The following is a 26,714-nucleotide window of genomic DNA, read 5'->3' on the forward strand; positions in this document are numbered from 1 at the left end:
ACCCCCGCAGGGGAGGCTCAGCGGCCCATTTCCTTCAGGTAGGCCTTGCGGGCGGCCAGCGCGGTGTCGGAGAAGTCGGAGAACACGCCGTCCACGCCGAGGCGGTAGAAGGCGAGGTATTCGTTCTGCGGATCGCCCTTGTAGTCGCTGGCGAGGCGGCGCTTTTCGTTGCGGAAGGTGTAGGGGTGGACGAACAGACCGGCCTTGTGGGCGTCGGCGATCAGCGTGGTGGCCGGCTGGCTGACGGTGTCGGCCTCGTTGATCTTGCCGTCGCCGTTGATGTCCGTCAGGTTGCCGCTGGCGTCCAGCGTGCCCTTGACGGTGATGATGTAGCGTTTCCACGGTCCGATGCCGTCGGCGTAGGTCTTGATCTCGGCGAGGCCGGCCGGGGTGACCATGGCGCTGAACAGGCGGCTGTCGCCGGCCTTGGCCCAGTCGTAGGGCTTGTCGTAGGGGACGGCGTAGGTGAGGGCGCCCGTCTTGAGGTTCACGTCATCGGCGTCGATGAGCTGGATCAACTTGGTGTTGAGGCCCTTGCTACGCATGTACTTGAGGCTGCTCGGCTCGAAGGACTGCACGAATATCGGGGCGGTCTTGCTGTTCCAGCCGGCCTTGTTGATCAGGTCGATGAGCTTGTCTTCCAGCGGCAGGCCGAGATCCCGGTGGTAGGTGGGGTTCTTGGTTTCCGGGTAAACAGCGATCGTGCGGCCGGTGGCGGCGCTCTTGGCCTTCACCAGGTCGATCAGCTCCTGGAAGGTGATGACCTTGTAGAGACCGTTGTACTGTTGCGGGCGCTCGGCATCGGTGGAGATGCCACCGAGGGTCTTGATCTCGGCCAGCGTGAAGTCGCTGGCGAACCAGCCGGTCTGGGTTTCGCCATCAACCTGAGTGGTCTTCTTGCGGGATGCGAACTCGGGGTGGTTGGCGACGTCGGTGCTGTAGGCCAGGTTGGGGTCGTGGCGGGCGATCAGCACGCCGTCCTTGGTGGAGATCAGGTCCGGCTCGACCACGTCGGCCCCCATGTCGATGGCCATGCTGTAGGCCTCTAGGGTTTCCTCCGGCAGGTAGCCTGAGGCACCACGGTGGGCGACGACGAGGGGCGCGTCGCCGTTCAGCGTCGACAGGCTGTTGCCATCGTTGGAGCCGCCGCAGGCGGACAGCAGCAGGGCGCTGCAGCAGGCCAGTGCGACGGGGGTGAGGCGGAATGAAGCGGACGGGGCGACAGCGGGCTTGAGCATGGAGATCTCCGGGTAAAAGCCCGTGAAGATGCCATCCTCTTATGACGAATTTGTTATTTTGCGGTGAGGTCGGAGGTTTTTCTGCCCATTTGTAGGCAGCACAGCAGGATGGTCGCCACCAATGAAAAACGGCGCCCGCAGGCGCCGTTCTATACCAGCAGACCGATGAAATTACTTCTTCGGGGTCAGCTTGGTGAAGGCTTGGAAGGCTTCGGTGGAGGCCTTGGTCATCTGCTCGTAGGCGGCACGGGCGGTGTCCATGGCGCTCTGGATGGAGCCCAGGGCGTTGTGGTCGCCGATCGGCAGGCCCTTGAAGAGCTTCTGGAAGGAGTCAACCACGTCCTGGCCGCCGCCGGTCAGCTGCTCGGTGACCATCTTGCCGACTTCGGCCTGGGTCTTGGCGGTGATTTCGGCGATCTCGCGCGCACAGGTCAGCATCTTTTCCGTGGTGCTCTGGGCGTAGGCGGTGCGCAGGTTCAGGGCTTCGGCCGGATCCTTGACGCTGGACAGGGCCTTGGCGTTGGCGACGCCTTCTTCGAACAGGGACTTGGCGGTGCCGACCTGCAGTTCCATGATGCGCTGGGAGTTCTCGATCGAGAGCTGGGCCAGGCGCATGGCGGCTTCCAGGCTCTTCTTCTGAATTTCGTTGAATTGCTGTTCTTGCTTTGTAGCCATAGTTTTCTCCACACGTTGTTATTGAACAGTAAAAGCCCCAGATTGAATCCCTCCCGTGGCCTCCTGTGAAAAACGATAGCACAGGCTCTTCCAAGGACGATGGCGAGGGTGCAAAAAATCAGCGCAGCATCGTGCATTATGTTGCACTGCAGCAACAGCTGTCGCGAATACCCCTCACTGGTTGTCCGTCAGCCCTGCACGAGCCTCCTCGGCGGAGTCGAAGATCTTCGGCGGAACATGCCGGGCGCTCAGGGCTTCCCCGAGTTTCGCCCGCAGAAAAGGGTTGGTGGCGTAGCGGGTCACCCGCGTGTAATGGGTCTCCATCAAGCCCTTGATCATGTTTGCGTAGGGCTCGATGAGGTCGTCGAGGATGTCGAAACCGTGATAGTTCACGACCACCGGGACCTTGTGGCCGATCGGGTCGAGGATGCTGGCGACCAGGGTGCGGATTTTCTCGATGTCGTTCGAATGGCGCAGGCGGAGGTTGTCGAAGTCGATGAAGAACAGGTTCTGTTCGGCGTCATAGTGGAAGCGTGACTCGAGCGGCATTGCGACGATGCTCTGGCGCAGTTCCATGGGGGCGTCGCGGAAGATGCGTTCGTCCATCAGGCAGGGCGTGCCGCGGATGACCGGCTTGAAGTCCATGTGGGCGAGGATGTCACGGTCCACGTCGATGCCCGGTGCGATCTCGATCAGTTCCACGCCCTCCGGCGTCAACTCGAACACGCAGCGCTCGGTGATGTACAGAACCGGCTGCTTGCGCCGCACCGCTTCGGCGCCGCTGAAAGTGCGGTGCTCCACCTCCTTGACGAACTTGACCGCCTTGCCTTCAACGAGGATCTTGATTTGCCCGTTATCCAGCGCCACTTCAAGGCCGCCGGCGGTGAAGGTGCCGACGAACACGACTTTCTTGGCGTTCTGGCTGATATTGATGAAGCCGCCGGCGCCGGTCAGCTTGGGGCCGAACTTCGAGACGTTGAGGTTGCCCTGCTCGTCAGCCTGGGCGAGGCCCAGGAAGGCGATGTCAAGGCCACCGCCGTCGTAGAAGTCGAACTGACTCGGCTGGTCCACGATCGCCGCGGTGTTGACCGCCGCGCCGAAGTTGAGCCCGCCCTGCGGAATGCCGCCGATCACGCCCGGCTCGGCTGTGAGGGTCAGCAGGTCGATGACCCGCTCCTCAGCCGCTACCGCTGCGACGCCCTCGGGCATGCCGATGCCGAGGTTCACCACCGCGTTGGGGATCAGCTCCATCGCCGCGCGGCGGGCGATGATCTTCCGTTCGCTCATCTCCATCGGCTCAAGGGAAGTGACGGGGATGCGGATCTCGCCGGAGAAGGCCGGGCTGTATTGCTCCATGAAGGTCTGCATGTGCCATTCGGGGCGCTCCGCCACCACCACGCAGTCCACCAGAATGCCGGGGATCTTCACCTGCCGCGGGTTGAGGGAGCCCGACTCAGCGATGCGCTCCACCTGGGCGATGACGATGCCGCCGCTGTTGCGCACCGCCATCGCGATGGCTTGGCCTTCCAGCGTCAGGGCTTCCTTCTCCATCGTGATGTTGCCGTCCTGGTCGGCGGTGGTGCCGCGCACGATGCCGACGCTGATCGGGAAGGCCTTGTAGAACAGGTACTCCTCGCCGTCGATCTCCATGACCCGCACCAGATCCTCAGTGGTGCAGCTGTTTACCTTGCCGCCGCCGAAGCGCGGATCGACGAAGGTACCGAGGCCGACGCGGGTTAGCGTGCCCGGCTTGCCGGCGGCGATGTCCCGGTACAGATGGGTGATGACGCCCTGGGGCAGGTTGTAGCCCTCGATGCGGTTGGCGACGGCCAGTTCCTGCAGGCGCGGCACCAGGCCCCAGTGGCCGCCGACGACGCGCTTGACCAGGCCCTCGTGGCCGAGGTGGTTAAGGCCGCGGTCCTTGCCGTCGCCCTGGCCGGCCCCGTAGACGAGGGTCAGTCCTTCCGGCTTGCCGCGCCCGTCGCTGCTCTGGTCGCGGGTTTCGAGGAAGCGCTGCTCTAGGGCGATGGCTATATTCTCGGGAAAGCCGATGCCGACAAAGCCGGTCGTGGCGATGGTGTCGCCCGAACGGATCAGCTTGACCGCATCGGCGGCGCTGACCACCTTGCCGGTGTTGCGGCCTTGGGGCGGGGTGATCTTTTGTTTGGTGGGGCTCATCGGTTTGTCTCCTCTGGCTCTCGGGGCATGGCTCAAACGATACCGAAAAGATAGTAGGTGGCGATCACCACGAACACCGCGGAGGTCTTGATGACGGTGATCGCGAAGATGTCGCCGTAGGACTGCCGATGGGTCAGGCCGGTGACCGCCAGCAGGGTGATCACGGCGCCGTTGTGGGGCAGAGTGTCCATGCCGCCGGAGGCCATCGCGGCGACCCGGTGGAAGACTTCCAGCGGAATGCCGGCCGCCTGGGCGTTGGCGATGAAGGTCTCGGCCATCGCCGCTAGCGCGATGCTCATACCGCCGGACGCGGAGCCGGTGATGCCGGCCAGCGTGGTGATGCTGATCGCCTCGTTGATGAGCGGGTTGGGGATCGCCTTCAGGGCGTCGGCGATGTAGATGAAACCCGGTAGCGCGGCAATGATGGCGCCGAAGCCGTATTCTGAAGCGGTGTTCATCGACGCCAGCAGAGCACCGCCGACGGCCGCCTTGGAGCCTTCGGCGAATTTCTCCATCACCGGCTTGAAGGCGAACACCAGCACGCACAGGATGCCCAGCAGAAGCGCCGCCTCCACGGCCCAGATCGCGGCGATCTTGGTGACGTCGGTCGACACCGGCTTGGCCAGGCCGGGCAGGGCCAGTTCATGCACCTTGCCGTAGATATCGGGGATGAGGTTGGTGAATACCTTGTTGAAGATGCCGACCACGAACAGCGGCAGGATTGCGATGACCGGGTTGGCGAGCTTCTCGTGGGTGAAGGGTTCCGGTTCGTTGAGCAGATTGTCGCCGTAGCCTTCGCCGGCGTTCTGGGCAGTACGGCGGCGCCAGTTGAGGAAGGTCAGGCCGACGATCAGGATAAAGATGCCGCCAATAACGCCCAGCGACGGGGCGGCCCAGGTATTGGTCTTGAAGAAGGTGGTCGGGATGATGTTCTGGATCTGCGGCGTTCCGGGCAGGGAGTCCATCGTAAAGGTGAAGGCGCCCAGCGCGATGGTGCCGGGGATAAGGCGCTTCGGGATGTTGCCCTGGCGGAACATCTCGGCGGCGAAGGGATAGACCGCGAAGACCACCACGAACAGGGACACGCCGCCATAGGTGAGCAGCGCGCAGACCAGCACGATGGACAGCATTGCCCGCTCACGGCCAACGAGGTTGATGACCGACGACACGATGGCCTTTGAGAAGCCGGACAGTTCGATGACCTTGCCGAAGACGGCGCCGAGCATGAAGACCGGGAAATACAGCTTCACGAAGCCGACCATCTTGTCCATGAAGAGACCGGTGAAGGCCGGCGCAACCAGGCCCGGATCGGTGAACAGGACGGCACCGAGGGCTGCCACAGGCGCGAACAGAATGACGCTGTAGCCCCGGTACGCAATGAACATCAGAAACACCAGGGCTGCGATGACTATCAGAAAATCCATGGTCCTTACCTTTCTGTAACGACAGTGAAACGGAACGGAAACGGGAGCGTGAACGGAAATACTGATGCCGCCGTATTGCGAGGCGACGGTCAAAATCAAAAATATGGAAGGCAAAGATTACGCCATGTGGGTGATGCGCATGGCGTTGTTTTGTTAGGGGTATTCCCCTAGATATAAGGGCTTAGGGGATTACCCGCGGGCAGGTGAAGAGTCGTGCTGATTCTGAAAAGGCGTTTCGGGCGGACTTGGGGGTTTAGGATCTCAATACTTGATCCCTTTGCGCGAACAGGCGCTGGTCATGTGATCGGGAATCGGTCGATTTTGGTGCAAAAAGGATTGCGAACAGGATCACGGTGTCGGGAAACTTTACTGCTGTCCCGCGGGGGGGAGTGTTCTAGTCTGGTCAAGCAACTGAATTAATTGCGGTTTTATTTTTGGCGTATATATTGCTCATCACGGGCGCCGGGCAAAGCACATCACGTTGCCTGTTTTCAAAGTAGGTGGAGTGGCGCGTAATAAAAAAATATTGTGGGTTCTCCGTGAAGGAGTCCGCACCCAGGCAGGTCTGGCAGGAGCAAGCTAGATCCGCTGTATCGCATGTCGTAACTTTTTTCGGCTTTTCGGCATGTCCCGCATCCGGGGGGCAACGTGAGTTCTGAAGCATTGCGCTGCCCCGTTCCGGACTTCCTGGCGGCATAAGGAAAGGTCGAGGAGGATCAGGATCATGAGCCCGCTGAGTTGGTGGCTTGATTACTGGGCCGGCGCTTTTGACGCTTGCCTGTCGCATATGGGCGTGTGGCGGCCTGCGAGGCCGCTGGATGAACACCTCCAGGACAGCGTCTGGAAGTAACCCGCGGATACCCGGGCGGCTGGCGTCAAGTCTGTTCTGTCGGCGCCCAACGGAGATCGCGGCCGTCCCGGTGCGTCCAAATCGAATGCCCTTTGTCCAGATGGCGGAGGGCATTTTTCTTTTCGGCAGGCCGTGGTGTGGAATACGGCACGGACACCGTCGTCCTGTCTTCAAGTCCGTCAGGCTGGCGTCGTTAAGGGCAGGTTTGTCCGGCCCGTAATCGGGTGGGGCAACACCGGAATGCACATTTGTCGGCATGCCGGTGGTGGTGGTGTCCGAGATTCGTCCGTATGGAAAACGAAAACCGCCTGGACCAGTTGCTACGCTGGTCCTTGATCGAGAATGCCTTTGCCCAGGGGCAGGGGGGGGCTCTGTTCAATGGCATCGCCGTAATCGGCATTGCCTGGCTGCACAAGTCGATGACCGGCGACTGGCTGGCGCCCCCTTGGCTGATGGCGATGTTCGCGGTAATTGCCGTTCGGCTGGCGACGCTGCGCTGGGGCGGGCGGACCTTTGCTGAACATTCTCTGCCGTTCATGGAGCGCCTGTTCTGGATACCGCTGGCGGCCGTTTCCCTGTTGTGGGCGCTGTTGCCGTTCCAGCTGCGGCCGGACATAGGCACCGAGGAAGTGCTGGTGCTGGCCATCATCCATTTCGGCTTGGCAGGGCGGGCCGCCTCGGTGCTGGCGCCTGTCCTGTGGTCAGCACGTTTCTACATCGCCTGCCTGCTGCTGCCGGGCGCCATCTTGTTCTTTGTATTGCCGTCGCCCGGCTCAGCGATTCTCGGTGGGCTGACGGTCAGCTACCTGCTGACCATGCTGTTTGCCCACCATTGGGCCCGCCGGACCCTGCTGACGGCCCGGCGCAGCCTGATCGAGAACCAGGGGTTGCTGGGCGAGGCGCGGCGCCAGCAGGAGATTGTCGAGGCCCTGAACCGGGACCTGGTTGTGGCCCGCGATGCCTTGACGACGCAGAATGCAGGGCTGGAGCGCATTGTGGCCGAGCGTACCGCGAAGGTTCGTCTGGCTTCGGCCGCCATCGAGAACATTGCGGCCGGTGTCATCGTTACCGACGCGGAAGGCCTGATCGTCGAGGCCAATCCGGCCTTTTGTGCGATGACCGGGATGTCGCCCGCCAGCATCGTGGGGCAGCCCATTGGGACGCTCAACCCGGCCGATCACGATCCGTTCGCCGTCGAGGCCATGTGGGGCGAACTGCGCCGCCTGGGGCACTGGAGCGGCGAGGTATGGAGCCGCAAGGCGGACGGCGGCCTGTTCCTCGAACGCCGCTCCATCGACGCGGTGCGCGATGCGGACGGCGCGGTTACGCATTATGTTTTCGCCGTCACCGACATCACCGAATCCCAGGAGAAGGACGAGCGTATCCGCTTCCTGGCCTTCCACGATGCGCTGACCGGCTTGCCAAACCGGTTCCTGCTGGAGGATCGACTGCGTCACGGCATCGAGATGGCGCGCCGCGACCGGGAGCAGCTGGGGCTGATGTTCCTCGACCTGGACCAGTTCAAGAGCGTCAATGACAGCCTCGGCCACCAGGTAGGCGACATGCTGCTGATGGAGGTCTCCCAGCGGGTGAAAAGCCTAGTGCGCCAGTCCGACACTGTCGCGCGTCTGGGGGGCGACGAGTTCGTCGTGCTGGTACGTGGCCTGCAGAACGGCCGTGTCTGCGCGATGCTGGCCCGCAAGATCATCGAGGCGATCAGCGAGCCGATCCAGGTCCTGTCCCACCGCATCAATATCGGTACGTCGATCGGTGTGGCGGTGTTTCCGGACGACGGTACGGACGGCACGACGCTGATGAAGAACGCCGACGTGGCGATGTACGCCGCCAAGGCCGCCGGGCGGGGCGTCTATCGCTTCTTCGAGCCCGCTATGTCGGAGGCCGCGCAGTTGCGCCTGGAGTTGGAGACGGCCCTCCGGCATGCGCTGGCCCATGGGGAACTGAGCCTGCACTACCAGCCCAAGGTGGTGGCCGGTAGCGGCGAGATTGTCGGTTACGAGGCCCTGCTGCGCTGGCACAACGTGGAGCGCGGTGCCATCCAGCCATCCCAGTTCATTCCGGTGGCGGAGGATTGCGGCCTGATCGGCGAGCTCGGGCGGTGGACGCTGCGCGAGGCGTGCCGGCAGATTGCCGCCTGGCACCGCGCCGGCTACGGTTGGCAGCGGGTGGCGGTGAACATCTCGGCCCGCCAGTTCGTCGAAGGCGACTTGGTCGGCGAGATCCTGTGCCAGGCGGAGGCGGCGGAGATTCCGCCAACCCTGCTGGAGATCGAGCTGACCGAGAGCATGGTGATGAACCGGCCGGACGACGCAGCACAAACTCTGCAGGCCCTGAAGGAACTGGGCGTGACGGTGGCGATCGACGATTTTGGCACTGGCTATTCCAGCCTTGCCTACCTGCGCCGCCTGCCGATCGACGTGCTGAAGATCGATCGCTCCTTCGTCGGCGAGGCCGATCTGGACGAGCATGGGGTGGCGATCATCCACACCATTCTCGCGCTGGCTCGTACCCTCGGCCTGGCGGTTGTCGCCGAGGGGGTGGAGACGGAAAGCCAGGCCGATCTGCTGCGGCGTGGCGGTTGCGATTTCCTGCAGGGCTATCTGTTCAGCCGTCCCGTGCCCGCGGAGGTTATCGAAGAGCGCTGGCGTAATGCCGCTGCGACTGCTCCTGACCTGGCCGGCTGAGTGCTGCCGGCCAGTGTCTTACAGTGATGTTTCCTTCTTTTTCAGACGGTAGTTGAGCTGGGGACGGGTGATGCCGAGCAGGCGTGCCGCACCGGAGAGATTGCCCTTGGCTTCCTTGACCGCATGCTGGATCAGCGCCTGTTCGAGACCATCCAGCCCGATGCCGGCAGCGGTGATCTGCTTGCACAAGGCGTCGGTGGCATCTTCGGCATCCGCCGAGTCCAGGCTGCCGGCATCGTTGATGCCGAGTTGGCTGGCCTCGAAGTCCTGCGGGCCGGCGAACAGGTGCTCCACCTCTATCCATTCGTCTTGCGGCGCGAGGATCACGCCGCGTTCGATGGTGTTCTCCAGCTCGCGGATATTACCGGGCCAGGCGTGGCCCTTGAGGGCACGCAGGGCCTTGTCGGTGACGCCGGCGAGGCGCTTGCCGTGCAGGGCTCCGAAACGCTTCAGCATGGCCTCGACCAGCAGCGGAATGTCGGCGACCCGCTCGCGCAGCGGCGGGATTACCACCGGATAGACGTTGAGCCGGTAGAACAGGTCGTTGCGGAAGCGACCGGCCTTGACCGCGGCGTGCAGGTCCACGTTGGTGGCGGCGACCAGGCGCACGTTGATCTTGCGCGTACGGTCATCCCCCAGGCGCTCGATCTCGCCTTCCTGCAGCACGCGCAGTAGCTTGGCCTGGGCGGCCAGCGGCAGTTCGCCCACCTCGTCGAGGAACAGGGTGCCACCGTCGGCGCGCTCGAACTTGCCCATCCGCGAAACTTGGGCGCCGGTAAAGGCGCCGCGCTCGACGCCAAACAGCTCCGACTCGATCAGGTCGTGGGGCAGGGCGGCACAGTTGATCGCCACGAAGGGGCCGGCGGCGCGCGGGCTCATCTCGTGCAGCGCTCGGGCGAAGCGCTCCTTGCCGACCCCGGTTTCGCCGAGCAGCAATACCGTGACTTGGGTGACGGCGGCCTTGTCGATCAAGGTGTAGGCATGGCGGAAACCGGCCGACGAGCCTATCAGGCTGGGCGGCGGCAGGCGGCGTTCGAGGGTGGCCCGTAGCGCATCGACTTCGCTGCGGAGTTCGAGCATGCGGCTGACGATGGAGTCCGCTTCGTAGTAGGGCGTGTAGTCGGCGGCGTCCGGCCATTCCTCGACCGGCTTGCCGACGATGCGGCAACGGTTGCGACCGGTGGCAACGCACTCGATCTCCTTGAAGAGAATGAAGCGTCCCATGAAGGCAGAGGTATAGCCCGACGCGTAGCCGATCTGCATCCAGCACACCGGATGTTCTGCGTGGCCGAACTCGCGGACATGGACTTCTGCTTCGACGGAGTTCTCCCACAGAAAGTCGCCGTAGAAGTGTTTGGCGTCCTCGTCGAAGTCGAGCTTGAATGGAGTGACGTGCACCATGCCTTCGAGCATGTGCAGTTGGGGGCCGACCACGAAGGCGTCCTGCAGGCTCTGATTGCCGCGGATCTTCCGGGCCAGTTCGGCGTCTCGGGCGCCGGCTGCGTAGCCCATGCGGGTCAGGATGCGGCGGGCCTGGTCGATACCCACCGAGTTGATCAGTTCCTTACGCAGTTCGGACAGGGCCGCCGCGTGCATCAGGATCATGCGGCTTTCATGGAGCCAGATCAGGCCCTTCTCGGAACAGAAGCGCACGAGGCTGCGCAGATCAGCGTTCTGCGGGTAATGGATGTCGCTCACGATGTCTCCTCCAGCGTCTTCCGCCGCTTGATAGGAATAGTGATGGCCGGTGTGTCGCCGGGCAGCAGGAAGACAGGGCCTTATACCACTTGCCCGATGTGGGGCTGCGGACGCTCTACACAGTGGAGCGTCGATTCCTCATCAGCTTGCGTTATAAGGATATTGGCGATAATAATACAAAATCTCGAGAAAAACGAACCGGACCGATTCGACAGCAAGAGCGAGCAGTCCGGATCGATGATGCGCCAGGAGGAGACCATGGCCCAGAAGTACCTGATCCATATCGGAAACAGCGGTGAGGACTACACTTGCGATGCCGAACTGAACTTGTTGCGCGGCATGGAGGTGCTGGGGCGGCGCGGCATCCCCGTCGGTTGCCGCGGCGGTGGCTGTGGCGTGTGCAAGGTGGCGATCCACTCTGGCAGCTACGAAGCCCGCAAGATGAGCCGCGACTGCGTGAGCGCGGAGGAGGAGGCGAGCGGCGTGGTGCTGGCCTGCCGTGTTTTTCCCCGTGGTGAAATGTCCCTGACCGTGGTCGGTAAGATGGTCAAGGCACTGGAGCGGGGAATGGAGAAAACGGCGGGGGCGCCCGAGGACGCCCCCGTTGCGCAGCAGCCGGCTTGGCCGTCAAACTAGCGCACGGAACTCAGAACGGCTGCGGCCGCGGCGTGTTGTCGGCGGACGGCGGCAGCACGGGCAGCTTGAAGGAGGGCTGCTGGCCGGTGAGCGTCTTCAGGAAGGCGACGATCCTTGCGTTCTCTTCGGCGCTGAACTTGCGGCCCAGCTGGAGCCGGCCCATGGTATCCACCGCCTCGCCGAGGGTCGCCGCGCCGCCGTCGTGGAAGTACGGATAGGTGAGCTCCACATTGCGCAGCGTCGGCACCTTGAACAGGAAGCGGTCGGCGTCCTTGCCGGTCACAGTAATGCGCCCTTCGGCCGGGCTGTTCGCCTTGTAAGCCTCCACCACACCCATCTTCTGGAAGGAATTGCCACCGACGGCAGGGCCGTTGTGGCAGGCCACGCAGCCACTGTCCTTGAACAGTTTGTAGCCAGCCAGCTCTTCCGCATTGAGGGCCTTCTTGTTGCCCTTCAGCCACTGGTCGAAGCGGGAGTTGGGGGTAACCAGCGTCTCTTCGAATGCGGCGATCGCGCCGGTGATGCGGTCCACGTTGATCTCGTCCGAGCCAAAGGCCTTGCGGAATGCCGTCACGTAGCCGGGAATGGTCTTCAGGGTGTTCACCGCCAGCTCATGGCTGAAGGCCATTTCGCCCGGGTTGGCGATCGGGCCGCCGGCTTGGGCCTTCAGGTCGGCGGCGCGGCCATCCCAGAACTGGGCCAGGTTGTAGCGGGCATTGAGCACAGTCGGTGAGTTGATCGGGCCCTTCTGCCAGCCGTGGCCGATGGAACTCTTCAGATTGTCGCTGCCGCCGGCGGACAGGTTGTGGCAGGAGTTGCAGGAGATAGCGCCCGACTTGGACAGGCGCGGGTCGAAGAACAGGGTCTTGCCCAGTTCGACGGCGGCTGGGTTGGTGACTTTGGGCGGAGCGATGGGTTGGATCGGTTCGGCGGCAGGGGCCCCGTGGGCGCTGGCGACTGCGCCAAGTGCCAGGGTGGCGGATGCGACGGTACGGCGGATGATCATCGGGAAGTCCTTACGATAGGGGAAGTGGGTGGCCGCTGCCGGGAGGGGTGTCGTGCTCCCAGCGCAGCCTGCTGCGGATGTTCCGCGAGAAGGTTTAAGGAATCCTTAAGGAATATGCGTTTGACGATTTATGATGTCAAATGCCTATTTTGGGGCGGCCTAGGCGACATTTTGGGGATGGCGATGTGACTGGAAACTGCGCCGGGTTGATGACATCGTGTTGTCACTTGAGCGCCTGCAAGAATCCAGGTGAGCATTCCGGCCAGTTGCCGCAGCTGAGGGCATGCGTCATTTCATTGCTATATCATCTGCTTGTAATGCGGAGGCAGGACGCTTGGTCAGATCTTGTCGATGGCATTTGCTGGCATGATTGCTGTCACGGCATGCGCTTCCCAATCAGGATGTGATGCCGATGAATCCGTCTTTCCGTCAAGCTAAGCTTATTTGCTGGGTGCCCACCGGCAATCCCGTTTCGCGCTCGTCCGCGGTAGCCCTCGCGATTGCCGCTGCTCTGGCGGGCAGCGCTGGGCGAGGCGGACTTCGGTACCGAACTGTATAGGGACGGTTTCATTCATTTCGGCGTCGACGCGCGTAAGCGCGGCCAGTCGTGGAACAACTTCCCGGCCTCCAACCCGAAGAACGCCACCTGGAACCGGGACGGCGCCCACAACGGGGATCCCCAGATCGAGGCCTGGAACCTGTCCTGCAACGGCGAGCTGCCGGTCAACAGCGAGCTGTCCCTGCATTCATTCGGCAAAGGTGGGCAGCGCGACACCGCGGCTGGTAACAACTTCCGCCGCGCCAATGGGCTGGCGACGATCACCCAGTTGCTCCCCGACGGCTACTTCGCCTTCAACAATTCCCATGAGATCGACTTTCAGTGTCCCGACAAGAACGGGCCTGGAGAGCCGACCACCGGGACGTCGAGCGCCGTGTACGGCACCCAGCTCTACGCCACCGGCGGCGGCTTTTCGGCAAGATCGCCTACGACTTCTGACCCGGAAGAGGGCGAATCCGGCGGGGCCGGGATTGCCTGACTGTTTCACCAGATCATCAAGCTGCACTGCAGCATTTGATCAATTGATTCATCAATAAAATCCGCTTTTTCTCGTAATCTCGAGAAAAAGCGGATTTTGTCTTTTGCGATCAGTGAGTTGTCAGATCTGGTACGGGGCTTGATTAAGAGAAGCCTGTTGCAGACCAGACCGAGGACACGATGATCGATCCGACCAGCCCGCCGCCAGTGGATGTGAACCGCAAGTACGTACGCCTGGTGGAGCGGCGCCCCGATGGCCTGGTGGAGTTCGAGTTCTCCATTTCCGACCCCGCACTCTTCGTCGAGATGCTGCTTCCTGAAGCCGCCTACGAGGAGTTCTGCCAGACCAACCGGGTGATCCTCCTGGAGGGTTCCCGGCCGGAGGCGGAGGAGGACGGCGACTTCAACTGGAGCCTCCACGAGGCCACGCACCAACGCTTCAGATGAACCGGCCGGGCCGCACGCCCGGAATTTGAATAGAAGAAGGAGGAGAGACACCATGCAGATGGATCTGCGCACCGTCACCATCAAGCCCCAGCGGCAGACGTTCGACCATATCGCCCGCCGCATCGGCGCCGACAAGGCCGCGACCCGCTACCAGGAAGGCACGCTGGAAGTTCAGGCGACCCACAACTTCCATTACCGTCCGACCTGGGATCCGGACCACGAGATCTTCGACGCCTCCCGCAGCGCGATCAAGATGGCCGACTGGTACGCCTTCAAGGACCCGCGCCAGTTCTACTACGGCGCCTACACCCTGGCCCGCGCGAAGCAGCAGGAAACCGCTGAGTCGAACTTCGACTTCGTCGAAGGCCGCGGCCTGGCTGACACCCTGCCGGCCGAGCTGAAAGAGACCGTGCTCAAGCTGCTGCTGCCGCTGCGCCACGCAGCCTGGGGCGGCAACATGAACGCGGCCTTCATCACCGCCTACGGCTACGGCACCGCGCTGACCCAGCCGTGCATCTTCCATTCGATGGACATGCTGGGCATCGCCCAGTACATCACCCGCGTCGGCCTGCTGCTCGGCGACGACGTGGAGGTGCTCGACACCGCCAAGCAGAGCTGGATGGAAGACAGCGCCTGGCAGGGCCTGCGCCGCTACGTGGAAGACTGTTTCGTGCTGAAGGATCCGCTGGAAGTCTTCGTCGCCCAGATGGTGGCGCTGGATGGCCTGCTGTACCCGCTGGTGTACGAAACCATCATCGACAACGTGCTCTCGTCGAAGGGCGGCACGCCGATCGCGATGCTCACCCAGTTCATGACCGATTGGTACGCCGAAACCAAGAAGTGGGTGGACGCCACGGTGAAGACCGCCGCCGCCGAATCCGCCGAGAACAAGACCCAGATGGAAACCTGGATCACCCACTGGCGCGACCGCGCCGCCGCCGCGCTGATGCCGATCGCCCAGATCGCCCTCGGTGCCGAAGCCGACGCCATCACCAGCGAGGTGGTGGACCAGTTCAACGCGCGCATGGCCAAGGCCGGCGTCAGTCTCTGATAGGAAGCCCCATGTCCAAGGTATTCATCGCGCTGCAAACCAACGACGACACCCGCCAGATCATCCAGGCCATCCTCGCCGACAACCCCCACGCCATCTGCAACGAGCAGCCGGCGATGGTGAAGATCGACGCCGAGGGCTCCCTGGTCGTGCGCCGCTCGACCATCGAAGAACTGATCGGCCGTGATTTCGACCTGCAGGAACTGCACATCAACCTGATTTCCCTCACGGGCAACGTCGACGAGACCGACGACGAGCTGACCCTGAGCTGGAACGCCTGAACCCTTCGAGGAGACACGCAAGATGGACATGAAAGTCGGCAAGAAGAAGCTGGGCCTCAAGGAGAAGTACCAGCACATGACCCGTGGCCTGGGCTGGGAGACCACCTACCAGTCGATGGACGACGTGTTCCCCTTCGTCAAGTACGAAGGCATCAAGATCCATGATTGGGACAAGTGGGAAGACCCGTTCCGCCTGACCATGGACGCCTACTGGAAGTACCAGGCCGAGAAGGAGCGCAAGCTGTACGCGATCATCGACGCCTATGCCCAGAACAATGGCCACCTTAACGTCACCGATGCGCGTTACCTCAACGCCATCAAGCTGTTCCTGAACGGTATCAGCCCGCTGGAGTACATGGCCCACCGCGGCTTCGCGATGACCGGCCGCCAGTTCCCCGGCGTTGGTGCACGGGTTGCCTGCCTGATGCAGTCCCTGGACGAGATCCGCCACGCGCAGACGCAGATCCACTCCCTGTCCAACTACAACAAGTACTACAACGGCTTCCACGACTACCGGCACATGCTGGAGCGCGTGTGGTACCTGTCGGTGCCGCGCTCGTTCTTCGATGACGCCGTCACCGCCGGCCCCTTCGAGTTCATGGTGGCGATCGGTTTCAGCTTCGAGTACGTGCTGACCAACCTGCTGTTCGTGCCCTTCGTGTCCGGTGCCGCCTACAACGGCGACATGGGCACCATGACCTTCGGCTTCTCGGCCCAGTCCGACGAAGCCCGCCACATGACGCTGGGCCTGGAAGTCATCAAGTTCGTGCTGGAGCAGGACCCGGACAACCTGCCCATCGTGCAGCAGTGGATCGACAAGTGGACCTGGCGCGGTTACCGCGTGCTGACCCTGGTCGGCATGATGATGGACTACATGCTGCCCAAGCGCATCATGAGCTGGAAGGAAGCCTGGGAGGTTTACTTCGAGGAGAACGGCGGCGCGCTGTTCAAGGACCTGGCCCGCTACGGCATCCGTCCGCCCAAGTGGCTGGACCAGATCGAGCAGGACAAGGACCACATCTCCCACCAAGCCTGGGCGACCTTCTACAACTACGCCGCGGCGTGCAACTTCCACACCTGGATTCCCAACGACGACGAACTGGACTGGCTGTCGCAGAAGTACCCGAACAGCTTCGACAAGTACTACCGGCCGCGTCTGGAGCACTGGCGCGAGGAGGCCAAGAAGGGCAACCGCTTCTACAACAAGACGCTGCCCATGCTGTGCCAGACCTGCCAGATCCCGATGATCTTCACCGAGCCGGGCGATCCCACGCAGATCTGCTACCGCGAGGTCGATTACAAGGACAACAAGTACCACTTCTGTTCCGACGGCTGCAAAGAGATCTTCGAGCACGAGCCGGAGAAGTACATCCAGGCCTGGCTGCCGGTGCACCAGATCTACCAGGGCAACTGCTTCGAGGAAGGTGTCGATCCGACCGCCGAGGGCTTCGACCCGCTGTCGGCAGTGCTCGACTACTACCACCTGGCCCAGGGCCGCGACAACCTGGACTTCGAAGGTTCCGAGGACCAGAAGAACTTCGAGGCCTGGCGCGGCATGGCGACCAAGAACGCTGCCTGACAGACAGGAGTGAATCCGGTCCGGCGCAGGGCGCCGGCCGGATTCCTCATCGGAAAAATACAAGGAGACAAACCATGGGCGTAGCCGCCATCAAGGAATATTCCTTCGAGTCCGCCGACCGGCTCGAGAACTTTCACGGCAACCAGCTGCTGTACATCGGCTGGGACCAGCATCTGCTGTTCTGTGCGCCGTTCTGCCTGCCGTTCCCGCCGAGCATGCGTTTCGGCGACATCATCGAGAAGGTGCTGCCGGGCGTCTTCGGCTATCACCCGGATTTTGCCAAGATCGACTGGAGCAAGGTCGAGTGGCTGAAATCCAGCCAACCGTGGCAGCCCGATTTCAACAAGACGCTGGCTGAACTGGGGCTCAAGCACAAGGACGTGCTGCGCTTCCGCACCCCCGGCCTCACCGGCATCAAGGGTTCTGCGAGCTGAATCATGTCCTACGAGCTGACCATCGAACCCCTCGGCCAGACCATCGAGGTCGAGGAGGGGCAGACCATTCTCGATGCCTCCCTGCGCGCCGGCATCTGGTTGCCGCATGCCTGCTGCCACGGCCTGTGCGCCACCTGCAAGGTGCAGGTGCTGGACGGGGAAGTGGACCACGGTGAAGCCTCGAGCTTCGCACTGATGGATTTCGAGCGCACCGAGGGCAAGACCCTGGCCTGCTGTGCGCGCCTCGAAAGCGACGTGACCATCGAAGCGGAGATCGAGGAAGAGCCGGATGCCGAATCCATCCCGGTGAAGGACTTCCCCGGCACCGTGAAGCGCATCGAGCAGCTCACGCCGACCATCAAGGGCATCTTCGTCGAGCTCGACGAGGCCATCCATTTTCAGGCCGGCCAGTACATCAACCTGGACATCCCGGGCCTCGGCATCAGCCGTGCCTTCTCGTTGGCCAACGTGCCTTCGACGGGGCGGGAGATCGAGCTCAACGTGCGCATCGTGCCCGGCGGTACCGGCACCGGCTATCTCCACGAGAAGCTGGCGGAAGGGGATCGGGTCAAGCTCTCTGGCCCTTACGGCCGTTTCTTCGTGCGCAAGTCGGCCAATGTCCCGCTGCTGTTCATGGCCGGCGGCTCGGGGCTGTCCAGCCCGCGCAGCATGATCCTCGACCTGCTGGCTGAGGGCTGCACGCTCCCGATCACCCTGGTGTACGGCCAACGCAGCCGCGCAGAGCTCTACTACCACGACGAGTTCCTGGCGCTGGCTGAGAAGTATCCCAACTTCACCTACGTGCCGGCGCTGTCGGACGAGCCGGCGGATTCCGCCTGGCAAGGCTTCCGGGGCTACGTGCACGAGGCGGCGAAAGCCCACTTCGATAACGACTTCCGCGGTCGCAAGGCTTATCTGTGCGGCCCGCCGATGATGATCGATGCTTGCATCTCGACGCTGATGCAGGGGCGCCTGTTCGAGAACGACATCTACACCGAAAAGTTCTTCTCGGCGGCTGATGCTCAGCAGGTGCGCAGTCCGCTGTTCAAGCGGGTCTAATTAATAAATCGATATATAAACAAAATCTCGAGAATAAATTGACTTATCGAGATGAGAGTTTAAGATAAACACAGTGCTCGCCGGGTCGGAAAGCCGCGCTGCAACGCGGTTTTCCAGGCCATGCCGGCATCCACAAGGACAAGAGGAGATTACAAATGGCAATGACCGGAGTTCTGCGTCCCGGCCACATGCAACTGCGTGTGCTGGATCTGGAAGAGGGCATCAATCACTACAAGAATGTGCTGGGCCTCATCGAGACCGGTCGCGACGCACAGGGCCGTGTGTACTTCAAGGCGTGGGACGAGCGTGACCACAACAGCCTGATCCTGCGTGAGGCGGAATCCGCGGGCATGGACTTCTTCGCCTTCAAGGTGGCCGACAAAGCCACGCTGGAAAAACTCGATGGCGATCTGAAGGCCTACGGCGTCAAGACCGAGCGCATCCCCGCCGGCGAGCTGCTGGAAACCGGCGAGCGCGTGCGCTTCGAGATCCCCTCCGGCCACCAGATCGAGCTCTACGCCGAGAAGACCGACGTTGGTAACGGCATGAGCTATGTCAATCCGGACCCGTGGACGCCCGATGCCGAGCGCGGCATCGCCCCGGTTCGCCTCGACCACTGTCTGCTCTACGGGCCGGACATCGAAAAGGTGCAAAAGCTGTTTGAGGATGTGCTGGGCTTCTACCTCGTCGAGCGCGTGCTGATGGAAGATGGCGAAACCAATCTGGCGATCTGGCTGTCCTGCTCCCACAAGGCCCACGACATCGCCTTTGTGCGCCACCCGGAGCCGGGCAAGTTGCACCACGTGTCCTTCCTGCTCGATACCTGGGAGAAGGTCCTGCGTGCCGCCGACATCATGTCCATGAACAAGGTGTCCATCGACATCGGCCCGACGCGCCACGGCGTGACCCGCGGCACTACGATCTACGCCTTCGATCCGTCCGGCAACCGCTTTGAGACCTTCTGCGGTGGTTACCAGCCTTACCCGGACTACGCACCGATCACCTGGACCTGGGAAGAGGTCGGGACCGGCGTGTTCTACCACGACCGCAAGCTCAACGAGCGCTTCCTGACGGTTGTTTCCTGAGTGCTCCAAGGGCTGGGCTTAGCCTAGCCCGCATCCTGCGCGAGGCAGAAGGAAACGCGGGGCCGCCCGACGTTTCCCTCGAACTCCTTAGTGATGCCGGCCGGCCGCTGCACCCGCGGTCAGGCCGGCGGTCAGCGCAGCCGCTTCGACGGGGCGGCTCATCAGGTAGCCCTGCACTTCGTGGCAGCCGATGCCCGACAGGAAATCCAGCTGAGCGCGGGTTTCCACCCCTTCGGCAATCACCCTCAGTTTCAGTGACTGGCCCATGCGCACGATGGCCTCGGCGATGGCCCGGTCCTCCTCGTCGTCCGGGATGTCCTTGACGAAGGACTGATCCACCTTCAGCTTGCTGACCTGGAAACGCTTCAGATAAGCCAGGCTCGAGTAGCCGGTGCCGAAATCGTCAATGGCCACCGACATACCCAGGCTGCGTACATAGGCGATCAGCTCGATGAAGCGGGCGGCATCGCTCATCAGCGCTGATTCGGTGAGTTCCAGCTCGATCAGCCGTGGGTCGGCGCTGGTGTCCCTCAGCACGGCAGCCAGCGTGGCCGAGAAATCGTCCCGGTGTAGCTGCACCGCCGACACGTTGACGGCGATCTTCAAGGCCTGGCCAGCGTCAGCCCAGGTACGGGCTTGGCGGCAGGATTCGTAGAGTGCCCATTCGCCGATCGGCAGAATCAGGCCGGTGTCTTCGGCCAGCGGGATGAAGCGCCCCGGGCTGATCTCACCCAGTTGCGGCGAGCGCCAGCGCATCAGGGCCTCGGCGCCGATCATGCAGCCGTCGCCGATGGTGAACTGCGGTTGATAGACCAGTCGCAGCTCGCCCGCACCGAGGGCCCGGCGTAGCTGGGTGGTCAGGGACAGACGCTCGGCCGAGTCCTGGTTCATGCGTTCGTCGAAGAAGCTGAAGGTTGCGCGGCCGCGTGCTTTGGCGTGGTACATGGCCATGTCGGCCTTCTTCAGCAGGGTGTCGAAATCCTTGCCGTCCCCCGGTGAGACGGCGATGCCCAGTGTGCCGGTGGCGGTCAGCGCGTGGCCGCCGAGCTCGAAGGGCTTTTCCAGGGCGCGGCAGATCTTCTCCGCCACCGCGGCGTAGAAGCGCGTGGACTCGTCCCCTTCGACAAGGATGATGAACTCGTCGCCGCCCAGCCGGCTGATCGTGTCGCTGTGGCGCAGGCAGCCAGCCAGGCGGTTGGTCACGGCCATCAGCAGGTCGTCGCCAATGGCGTGGCCGAGGGTGTCGTTGATGTGCTTGAACTGGTCCAGGTCGAGGAAGAACATCCCCAGCGTGCCGTTGTTGCGGACGCTGCGCTGGAAGGACTGCTCGAAGCGGTCACGCAACAGGATGCGGTTGGGCAGGCCGGTCAGCGCGTCGTGGTGGGCCATGTACTGGATCTGCGCCTCGGCGGCCTTGCGGGCGCTGATGTCGCTGAAGGCTGCCACGTAGTGGGCGACGCTGGCGTCGGGATTGCGCACGACGCGGATGGTCAGCCACTTGGGATAGACGCGGCCGCTCTTGTGGCGGTCCACGATCTCGCCCTCCCAGCGGTCGTCCCGGGCCAGGGCTTCCCACATGGACTTATAGAAATCGTCGTCGTGCTGGCTTGACTTGAGGATGGACGGGCTGCGGCCGAGCACCTCCGCCGCGCTGTAGCCGGTGATGGTGCTGAAGGCCGAATTGACGCTCTCGATGCGGTTGTTTGCATCGGTCACCATCAGGGCCTCGTTGCTGTGGTTGAAGACCAGTTGGGCCAGCTCCAACTGGGCGTGCTGCTCGCGCTGGCGGGTGATGTCGCTGAAGACCCAGATGGCGCCGTCGCTGCCGCTGCGCGCATCCACCGGCCTGCCCGACAGGCGGATCCATACGTGGCTGCCATCCTTGCGCAGCATGCGGACGTCGCCCTCGCTGTAGCCGCGGGTTGCCAGCTCCTGGTAGATGTGGCCGCCGACCTCCAGGTAGTCGGTGCGGCTCGGATAGAGGATCTCGGTGCTCTGGCCGATCAGGTCCGACGGCGAGTGGTAGCCGAAGATCGCCGCCATGTGCTGGTTGGCATCGAGGATCAGGCGGTCGCGGCAGAAAATGATACCCACATGGGCGTTGTCGAAGATCGCCCGCTGCTGGACCAGCAGGCGGCCAATGCGGGCTTCGCCTTCCTTCAGGGAAGTGATGTCGCCAACCGTCAACACGAAGCCTTCGTCGGGCATCGGGAAGCGACCGAGCTCCAGTACCGGGCCGTCTCCGCTGCGCTGCTCGAAGCGGGTGGCCCTGGATCTGGAAGCCAGGCCCGGCGGGCACAAGCGGTTGATCGCCGCGCTATGGCTGCGCAGGTCGGCGAGGGCACGGCCGGTTTCGGCGAGGGGGGGCGGCAGGGCCAGCAGTGCGAAGAAGCGCTGGTTGCAGGCTACAAGGTGTTCGTCCCGGTCGAAGACGGCGATGCCCTGGTCGATGCTGTCCAGGGTGGATTGCAGCAGCTGGGACTTGCGGGCCAGGGCTTCCTGGCGCAGCAGGGCCTCCTCGGCCTTCAGGTCGGTCACGTCGGAATAGATGCCGACCAGGCCGCCGTCGTCCATGCGCCGTTCACGGATCTGCAGGATTTGTCCCGACGGGAGTTTCAGTTCGCTGCGCTCCCGTCTGCTGCGACAGGTCTGGAAGCGGTGGAGCAGGGTGGGGTCGGTGGCGCAGGCCGCCAGCAGCTCGCCGAAGGGGCGGCCGCCCAGATGCCCGTCGAGGCCCCACAGCCGCCGGAAGGCTTCATTGCACAGCAGGATGTGGTCGTCGGCATCGAATAGCGCAAAGCCGTCGGACATGTTGTCCATCGCCGCCTCGAGTTGGTGGCGGGCGGCGCTTGCCTCGGCGGACATCTCGCGCAAGGCCTTCAGGGTGGCGACCAATTCCTCGGTGCGCTGGCGGACCTGCTCCTCCAGCATGAAGGTGGTCTGCAGCAGCCCGTAGCCTCGTTCGGGCGCCGCGGGGTTGCTCTCAACCTGATAGACCAGGGCGTCGATCATGCGGTCCCGGCGCTCGATCTCGGCGCGCAGGCCGGCGGGGTCGTCCGGGGCGCAGCGCAGGTCGTCCGGCCGGCTCATCGGCGGGCCTCCTTGCCGAAAGCGATGCCGGTGAAGGTCTGGTTGAGGTGCAGGCCGAGGAACTGCTCTCCAAAGGTATTGAAGCCGACGACACGACCATCGGCGAGGTGGCGGCCAACCACGTCTGCAATGCCGGTTTCGGTGGCCGCCAGGCGGCGCAGGATGCAATCGCAGCCGAGGATCAGGTCGGCCTCGCCAACGGCGCTGGATGCGGCGCCCAGGGCCTTGTCCAGGTTTGTCAGCAGGTCTTCGCCGTGGGCGATCTTGAAGACGATGCCGCGGTCGATGGCGCAGAAGAAGTCGAGGCTGCCGTCTGGATTGGCCCGCTGGATTGAGCGCACGAAGTCGGTGCCGCCGATACGCACGAGGACGGGGTTGGCGGCAAAGATGGCGGGGGTCAGTTCGGCAGCCGTGATGCCGAGGGCGCGGGCGTATTCATCGGCGGCCGGGCAGCCATTCAGCTCGGTGACGCGGCGCTCGGCGGTGATCGCCCCGGTGACGATCAGGCGTGCGCTGGTCGGGGTGAAATGCTGGGTGTGGAAGACCTCCAGCGGGCGGTGGCTGACGCCTACCAGCAAGACAGCCGCGTTCTTTACCAACTGCCCCTTGTAGATCACCCGCGTGTCCACGAAGTGCAGGTCGTCACCGGCCGAACCGCCGGACAGGGGGATCCCGCCGAGGCCGTCGTGGAAGGCGCGGGCGACGCTTTCCTCGCGGCCGCAAAGCCCGTCCACCAGCATGAAGGCGAAGCAGGACAGGCTGTCCAGCCTGCCGTGACGGGCCTGCAGAGCGTTGCGCAGGTCGCGGGCGAAGGCCGTCATGCAATGCAGGTCGAGGCGATCCAGGTTGTCGAGTAGCCCGATCTCGAAGTCGATCACGTCGTCACCGAGGGAGGCGCCGGCCAGGCTGGCTTGCTGGTAGCCCCGCGGGCCGATTTCGCCGGCGGTCGTGCAGCCGATCTGCGGCGTGCGTCCGAAGGCCGCGGCGAGGCCGGCCTCGAGTTGTTCCGGTGCAAAGTTGCTGGAGGCGAATACCAGGGACAGACGGTTCGGCGCAGGGGCCAGCTGCCTGGCGAGCTGGTGGGCCGCTTCGGTGGCGTCCGCGTGCTGGCTTTCGCCGACGCGGATGCCCTCCGCGGGGCCTCCGTTGGCAGGGGGGGGCTTCATTCTAATTGTGTCTCCTCGGCGTGGCGCGTCGGGCGCGGCCACTGCGGCCGGCGTGGGCACGCCGGCAGGAGATTAACGGAGCGGCGGACGTATGTCTTTAGTTATATCGCTCCGAAGCTGTCAGGCGTGCTGGCGCAGGTCTAGTTGATGAAGTCCGCCGGTAACTGGCGGACTGCATCCAGCGTGCGCAGGATGTGGTCGGAGAGGATGCGTGTGGCTTCGGCGCTGTTGCGGGCGAGGGCCGCATCGACGATGGCCTGGTGTTCGGCGTGGACGTCCCGTGGGATTGGCTGGCGGAACAGGGAAAGGCGGCGGTAGCGCTCCGACTGGTGGTACAGGATGTTCTGGAAGTGGCGGATCCAGCGCGACGGGCAGGCCGAGATCAGCACCTCGTGAAAGGCCCGGTTGCGCAGCTCCCATTCTTCGCGGGTGCCCTTGGCGCCCTCGATGAGCTTGTCCTCAGCGCGCGACAGCATGTGGAAGGCGGCGACTACGTTCGCTTCCCAGGTGTCGTCGCCAAGTTCGATGGACTGTTGCAGCGCGGATGTCTCGAGCAGCACGCGGGTGCGTGTGATGTCGGCGAAGTCGTCGAGGGAGATCGGCGCGACGCGGAAGCCACGCTGCCCCTGGGCAACCACCAGCGCATCGGTGACGAGGAGCTGCAGCGCCTCGCGCAGGGTGCCGGCGCCTACTTCATATTGATCTTTCAGGTGCTCGACCCGCAGCTTTTCGCCGGGGCGGTGCACGCCTTCGATGATGTCCCGGCGCAGCTGGCGGTAGGCCGCTTCTGCCAGGGTTTTGGGTTCGTCGGCCTCGCTGGTGAGGTCGGTGCTGGTGACTAGGTCGTTCATGGTGTGGATTTCCGGTGTTTCCGGCGGGCCCCGTAGGTGCCTGCCCATTGTTATGAATTCTAGCCGAACAGGCTTCGAGCGATCATAATCAAAAATCTCGAGAAAAAGTGTTGACGTCGAGATAAGAAGGAAATATCGTTTCATCAACGACACTGATTCAGGACTGCCCACAATGAGCCAGCCTTCCGACGCCCCCCTTTCCGTTCCCCAGGCCGTGATCTCTGCCGAGGCGGCCAGCCTCGCGCTGCAGGCAGCGGTGGATCACGCGAGGAAGATTGGTGTGCGCATCAACGTGGCGGTGGCCGACAGCGGCGGCAACCTGGCCGGTTTCCTGCGCATGCCGGGTGCCTTCGTGCAGTCCATTGATATCGCCATCGACAAGGCCTACACCGCGGCCGGTTTCGGCTTCTCGACCAAGGACTGGATGGCAGTCATCGGCCACGACGAAGGCATGAAGCTGGGCTTTTCTGCGCGGCCGCGCCTGGTTGTGTTTGGCGGCGGCCTGCCGATTCGCGGCGCGGACGGGCTGATCGGCGGCATCGGCGTTTCTGGCGCTTCCGAAGCCCAGGACGAGGAATGTGCGCGCGCGGCCCTCAAGGCCATCGGCGCCGAGTGAACAAGACAAGCTCTTCACCAGGAAGGACGAACTGCAGATGAAACTGATCAAGAACTTCATCAACGGAGAATTCGTCGAGGCCGCCAGCGGCCGCCTCTTCGAGAAGCGCTCCCCGCTCGACAACAGCGTCATTGCCCAGGTCAGCGAGGCGGGCCTGCCCGAGGTGAATGCGGCGGTCGCCGCCGGTCATGCGGCGCTGGAAGGCGAATGGGGCCGCATCACCGTCGCCGACCGGGTTGAGCTGCTGTACGGCGTGGCCAACGAAATCAATCGTCGCTTCGACGATTTTCTGGCCGCCGAAGTGGCCGATACCGGCAAGCCGCGCAGCCTGGCTAGCCATCTGGACATTCCCCGCGGTGCGGCCAACTTCAAGATCTTCGCCGACGTGGTGAAGAACGTTCCCACCGAGTTCTTCGAGATGGCCACGCCGGATGGCCGTGGCGCGATCAACTATGCGGTGCGTCGTCCGGTTGGCGTGGTTGGTGTGGTGTGCCCGTGGAACCTGCCGCTGCTGCTGATGACCTGGAAGGTCGGTCCGGCCCTGGCCTGCGGTAACGCGGTGGTGGTGAAGCCTTCCGAGGAAACCCCGCAGACCGCCACGCTGCTCGGCGAGGTGATGAATGCGGTCGGTATTCCGAAGGGTGTGTACAACGTCGTGCATGGCTTCGGTCCTGATTCCGCCGGCGAGTTCCTGACCCGTCACCAGGGCGTCAATGCGATCACCTTCACCGGTGAAACCCGTACCGGCGCGGCGATCATGAAGGCTGCCTCCGACGGCGCCCGACCGGTGTCCCTGGAAATGGGTGGCAAGAACCCGGCCATCGTCTTCGCCGACGCCGACCTGGATGCGGCCATCGAAGGCACGCTGCGGTCCTGCTTCGCCAATTGTGGCCAGGTTTGCCTCGGCACCGAGCGCGTCTATGTGGAGCGCTCGCTGTTCGATACCTTCGTCGCCCGCCTGAAGGAAGGCGCCGAAAAGCTGGTCGTCGGCCTGCCCGACAACCCGGAAACCGGCATGGGGCCGCTGATCTCCCAAGAGCACAAGCAGAAGGTGTTGTCCTACTACCGCAAGGCGGTGGAAGAGGGCGCCACCGTGGTGACCGGCGGCGGCGTGCCCGATATGCCTGGCAATCTCAAGGACGGTGCTTGGGTCCAGCCGACCATCTGGACCGGCCTCAGTGACGACGCGGCCATTGCCCGCGAGGAAATCTTCGGGCCCTGCACGCTGGTGATGCCCTTCGACAGCGAAGAGGAAGTCGTCCGCCGCGCCAACAACACCACCTACGGTCTTGCCGCCTCGGTGTGGACCAAGGACGTGACCCGCGCCCACCGCGTCGCCGGCCGTCTGGAAGTGGGCCTGGTGTGGGTCAACTCCTGGTTCCTGCGCGACCTGCGTACGCCCTTCGGGGGTGCCAAGCAGTCTGGTATCGGCCGCGAAGGCGGCGTGCATTCCCTCGAGTTCTACACCGAACTGAAGAACGTCTGCGTGAAGCTCTGACAGCTCCAAACAGTAGGGGCGAATTAAATAGCCCACACCTGCCAGAATTAATTACGCCGGCGGCTGAATTAGCCCCCCCCCGGGAACCATAAAAAGGATTTAAAAGAACAAGAT

Annotated in this window: 21 protein-coding genes; 12 read left to right on the forward strand and 9 right to left on the reverse strand. The window is 63.4% G+C overall.

Features of this window, described 5'->3' with window-relative positions:
* Positions 1-17: 17 nt before the first annotated feature.
* The 4 genes from ACE3RX_RS11725 to ACE3RX_RS11740 form a co-directional block, all read right to left on the reverse strand.
* Positions 18-1,238 carry a glycerophosphodiester phosphodiesterase gene (locus tag ACE3RX_RS11725; RefSeq protein WP_374483611.1) on the reverse strand — a complete coding sequence of 407 codons (1,221 nt, stop codon included), beginning with the start codon at positions 1,236-1,238 and terminating at the stop codon, positions 18-20.
* A 171-nt stretch (positions 1,239-1,409) separates the two neighbouring features.
* Positions 1,410-1,913, reverse strand: coding sequence for a phasin family protein (locus tag ACE3RX_RS11730; protein WP_374483613.1), 504 nt, complete (start codon positions 1,911-1,913; stop codon positions 1,410-1,412).
* A 174-nt stretch (positions 1,914-2,087) separates the two neighbouring features.
* Positions 2,088-4,091, reverse strand: a complete 2,004-nt coding sequence (locus ACE3RX_RS11735) for an acyl CoA:acetate/3-ketoacid CoA transferase (protein ID WP_374483615.1) — start codon at positions 4,089-4,091, stop codon at positions 2,088-2,090.
* A gap of 32 nt (positions 4,092-4,123) precedes the next feature.
* Positions 4,124-5,515 (reverse strand): GntP family permease, encoded by a 1,392-nt coding sequence (locus tag ACE3RX_RS11740; protein ID WP_374483617.1) that lies wholly within the window; start codon positions 5,513-5,515, stop codon positions 4,124-4,126.
* Between the two features lie 1,140 nt (positions 5,516-6,655).
* Between ACE3RX_RS11740 and ACE3RX_RS11745 the strand changes: the two genes are divergently transcribed.
* Complete coding sequence (locus tag ACE3RX_RS11745; protein WP_374483619.1) at positions 6,656-9,067, forward strand: putative bifunctional diguanylate cyclase/phosphodiesterase; 2,412 nt, start codon at positions 6,656-6,658, stop codon at positions 9,065-9,067.
* Positions 9,068-9,085: 18 nt separating this feature from the next.
* Here ACE3RX_RS11745 and ACE3RX_RS11750 read toward each other — a convergent pair whose 3' ends face one another.
* The gene (locus tag ACE3RX_RS11750; RefSeq protein ID WP_374483621.1) at positions 9,086-10,765 is read right to left on the reverse strand and encodes a sigma 54-interacting transcriptional regulator; all 1,680 of its coding nucleotides are present in this window, start codon (positions 10,763-10,765) and stop codon (positions 9,086-9,088) included.
* Between the two features lie 258 nt (positions 10,766-11,023).
* Here ACE3RX_RS11750 and ACE3RX_RS11755 point away from each other — a divergent pair, with 258 nt between their 5' ends.
* Positions 11,024-11,401: a 2Fe-2S iron-sulfur cluster-binding protein gene (locus tag ACE3RX_RS11755; protein ID WP_374483623.1), complete on the forward strand. Its 378-nt coding sequence runs from the start codon at positions 11,024-11,026 to the stop codon at positions 11,399-11,401.
* Positions 11,402-11,411: 10 nt separating this feature from the next.
* Here ACE3RX_RS11755 and ACE3RX_RS11760 read toward each other — a convergent pair whose 3' ends face one another.
* Positions 11,412-12,407: a cytochrome-c peroxidase gene (locus ACE3RX_RS11760; RefSeq protein WP_374483625.1), complete on the reverse strand. Its 996-nt coding sequence runs from the start codon at positions 12,405-12,407 to the stop codon at positions 11,412-11,414.
* A 500-nt stretch (positions 12,408-12,907) separates the two neighbouring features.
* Between ACE3RX_RS11760 and ACE3RX_RS11765 the strand changes: the two genes are divergently transcribed.
* From ACE3RX_RS11765 to ACE3RX_RS11800, 8 genes are all read left to right on the forward strand, one after another.
* Positions 12,908-13,444, forward strand: a complete 537-nt coding sequence (locus ACE3RX_RS11765; RefSeq protein ID WP_374483627.1) for a hypothetical protein — start codon at positions 12,908-12,910, stop codon at positions 13,442-13,444.
* A gap of 179 nt (positions 13,445-13,623) precedes the next feature.
* The gene (locus ACE3RX_RS11770) at positions 13,624-13,890 is read left to right on the forward strand and encodes a phenol hydroxylase subunit (RefSeq protein ID WP_374483629.1); all 267 of its coding nucleotides are present in this window, start codon (positions 13,624-13,626) and stop codon (positions 13,888-13,890) included.
* Between the two features lie 52 nt (positions 13,891-13,942).
* A complete protein-coding gene (locus tag ACE3RX_RS11775; protein WP_374483631.1) occupies positions 13,943-14,941 on the forward strand; it encodes an aromatic/alkene monooxygenase hydroxylase subunit beta in 999 nt (332 codons plus the stop codon).
* Between the two features lie 11 nt (positions 14,942-14,952).
* A complete protein-coding gene (locus ACE3RX_RS11780; RefSeq protein ID WP_374483633.1) occupies positions 14,953-15,222 on the forward strand; it encodes an MmoB/DmpM family protein in 270 nt (89 codons plus the stop codon).
* Positions 15,223-15,244: 22 nt separating this feature from the next.
* Positions 15,245-16,801 carry an aromatic/alkene/methane monooxygenase hydroxylase/oxygenase subunit alpha gene (locus ACE3RX_RS11785; RefSeq protein ID WP_374483635.1) on the forward strand — a complete coding sequence of 519 codons (1,557 nt, stop codon included), beginning with the start codon at positions 15,245-15,247 and terminating at the stop codon, positions 16,799-16,801.
* Between the two features lie 74 nt (positions 16,802-16,875).
* Positions 16,876-17,235 (forward strand): phenol hydroxylase subunit P4, encoded by a 360-nt coding sequence (locus tag ACE3RX_RS11790; RefSeq protein WP_374483637.1) that lies wholly within the window; start codon positions 16,876-16,878, stop codon positions 17,233-17,235.
* Between the two features lie 3 nt (positions 17,236-17,238).
* Positions 17,239-18,294, forward strand: coding sequence for an NADH:ubiquinone reductase (Na(+)-transporting) subunit F (locus ACE3RX_RS11795; protein WP_374483639.1), 1,056 nt, complete (start codon positions 17,239-17,241; stop codon positions 18,292-18,294).
* A gap of 155 nt (positions 18,295-18,449) precedes the next feature.
* Entirely contained in the window at positions 18,450-19,379 is a 930-nt protein-coding gene (locus ACE3RX_RS11800; protein WP_374483641.1) for a catechol 2,3-dioxygenase, read from the forward strand.
* Positions 19,380-19,466: 87 nt separating this feature from the next.
* Here ACE3RX_RS11800 and ACE3RX_RS11805 read toward each other — a convergent pair whose 3' ends face one another.
* The 3 genes from ACE3RX_RS11805 to ACE3RX_RS11815 all read right to left on the reverse strand — a co-directional run bounded on the left by ACE3RX_RS11805 (position 19,467) and on the right by ACE3RX_RS11815 (position 24,486).
* A complete protein-coding gene (locus ACE3RX_RS11805; RefSeq protein ID WP_374483643.1) occupies positions 19,467-22,469 on the reverse strand; it encodes an EAL domain-containing protein in 3,003 nt (1,000 codons plus the stop codon).
* Positions 22,466-23,635 carry an FIST N-terminal domain-containing protein gene (locus ACE3RX_RS11810; RefSeq protein WP_374483645.1) on the reverse strand — a complete coding sequence of 390 codons (1,170 nt, stop codon included), beginning with the start codon at positions 23,633-23,635 and terminating at the stop codon, positions 22,466-22,468. The genes ACE3RX_RS11805 and ACE3RX_RS11810 overlap by 4 nt, the downstream gene beginning before the upstream one ends.
* Before the next feature lie 140 nt (positions 23,636-23,775).
* The gene (locus tag ACE3RX_RS11815; protein WP_374483647.1) at positions 23,776-24,486 is read right to left on the reverse strand and encodes an FCD domain-containing protein; all 711 of its coding nucleotides are present in this window, start codon (positions 24,484-24,486) and stop codon (positions 23,776-23,778) included.
* Between the two features lie 172 nt (positions 24,487-24,658).
* Here ACE3RX_RS11815 and ACE3RX_RS11820 point away from each other — a divergent pair, with 172 nt between their 5' ends.
* Together ACE3RX_RS11820 and ACE3RX_RS11825 are read left to right on the forward strand one after the other, a co-directional pair.
* Positions 24,659-25,102, forward strand: coding sequence for a heme-binding protein (locus ACE3RX_RS11820; RefSeq protein ID WP_374483649.1), 444 nt, complete (start codon positions 24,659-24,661; stop codon positions 25,100-25,102).
* Between the two features lie 37 nt (positions 25,103-25,139).
* Complete coding sequence (locus tag ACE3RX_RS11825) at positions 25,140-26,600, forward strand: 2-hydroxymuconic semialdehyde dehydrogenase (RefSeq protein ID WP_374483651.1); 1,461 nt, start codon at positions 25,140-25,142, stop codon at positions 26,598-26,600.
* The last annotated feature ends 114 nt before the right edge of the window (positions 26,601-26,714 follow it).

It is taken from the genome of Zoogloea sp., from assembly GCF_041914405.1.
In the GTDB taxonomy this organism is placed as follows: Bacteria; Pseudomonadota; Gammaproteobacteria; order Burkholderiales; family Rhodocyclaceae; genus Zoogloea.

What these genes read in the sequence shown, in the direction of transcription:
- ACE3RX_RS11725 (WP_374483611.1), bottom strand. Translation starts at nt 1,238, where the DNA reads ATGCTCAAGCCCGCTGTCGCCCCGTCCGCTTCATTCCGCCTCACCCCC.
- ACE3RX_RS11730 (WP_374483613.1), bottom strand. Translation starts at nt 1,913, where the DNA reads ATGGCTACAAAGCAAGAACAGCAATTCAACGAAATTCAGAAGAAGAGC.
- ACE3RX_RS11735 (WP_374483615.1), bottom strand. Translation starts at nt 4,091, where the DNA reads ATGAGCCCCACCAAACAAAAGATCACCCCGCCCCAAGGCCGCAACACC.
- ACE3RX_RS11740 (WP_374483617.1), bottom strand. Translation starts at nt 5,515, where the DNA reads ATGGATTTTCTGATAGTCATCGCAGCCCTGGTGTTTCTGATGTTCATT.
- ACE3RX_RS11745 (WP_374483619.1), top strand. Translation starts at nt 6,656, where the DNA reads ATGGAAAACGAAAACCGCCTGGACCAGTTGCTACGCTGGTCCTTGATC.
- ACE3RX_RS11755 (WP_374483623.1), top strand. Translation starts at nt 11,024, where the DNA reads ATGGCCCAGAAGTACCTGATCCATATCGGAAACAGCGGTGAGGACTAC.
- ACE3RX_RS11760 (WP_374483625.1), bottom strand. Translation starts at nt 12,407, where the DNA reads ATGATCATCCGCCGTACCGTCGCATCCGCCACCCTGGCACTTGGCGCA.
- ACE3RX_RS11770 (WP_374483629.1), top strand. Translation starts at nt 13,624, where the DNA reads ATGATCGATCCGACCAGCCCGCCGCCAGTGGATGTGAACCGCAAGTAC.
- ACE3RX_RS11775 (WP_374483631.1), top strand. Translation starts at nt 13,943, where the DNA reads ATGCAGATGGATCTGCGCACCGTCACCATCAAGCCCCAGCGGCAGACG.
- ACE3RX_RS11780 (WP_374483633.1), top strand. Translation starts at nt 14,953, where the DNA reads ATGTCCAAGGTATTCATCGCGCTGCAAACCAACGACGACACCCGCCAG.
- ACE3RX_RS11785 (WP_374483635.1), top strand. Translation starts at nt 15,245, where the DNA reads ATGGACATGAAAGTCGGCAAGAAGAAGCTGGGCCTCAAGGAGAAGTAC.
- ACE3RX_RS11790 (WP_374483637.1), top strand. Translation starts at nt 16,876, where the DNA reads ATGGGCGTAGCCGCCATCAAGGAATATTCCTTCGAGTCCGCCGACCGG.
- ACE3RX_RS11795 (WP_374483639.1), top strand. Translation starts at nt 17,239, where the DNA reads ATGTCCTACGAGCTGACCATCGAACCCCTCGGCCAGACCATCGAGGTC.
- ACE3RX_RS11800 (WP_374483641.1), top strand. Translation starts at nt 18,450, where the DNA reads ATGGCAATGACCGGAGTTCTGCGTCCCGGCCACATGCAACTGCGTGTG.
- ACE3RX_RS11805 (WP_374483643.1), bottom strand. Translation starts at nt 22,469, where the DNA reads ATGAGCCGGCCGGACGACCTGCGCTGCGCCCCGGACGACCCCGCCGGC.
- ACE3RX_RS11810 (WP_374483645.1), bottom strand. Translation starts at nt 23,635, where the DNA reads ATGAAGCCCCCCCCTGCCAACGGAGGCCCCGCGGAGGGCATCCGCGTC.
- ACE3RX_RS11815 (WP_374483647.1), bottom strand. Translation starts at nt 24,486, where the DNA reads ATGAACGACCTAGTCACCAGCACCGACCTCACCAGCGAGGCCGACGAA.
- ACE3RX_RS11820 (WP_374483649.1), top strand. Translation starts at nt 24,659, where the DNA reads ATGAGCCAGCCTTCCGACGCCCCCCTTTCCGTTCCCCAGGCCGTGATC.
- ACE3RX_RS11825 (WP_374483651.1), top strand. Translation starts at nt 25,140, where the DNA reads ATGAAACTGATCAAGAACTTCATCAACGGAGAATTCGTCGAGGCCGCC.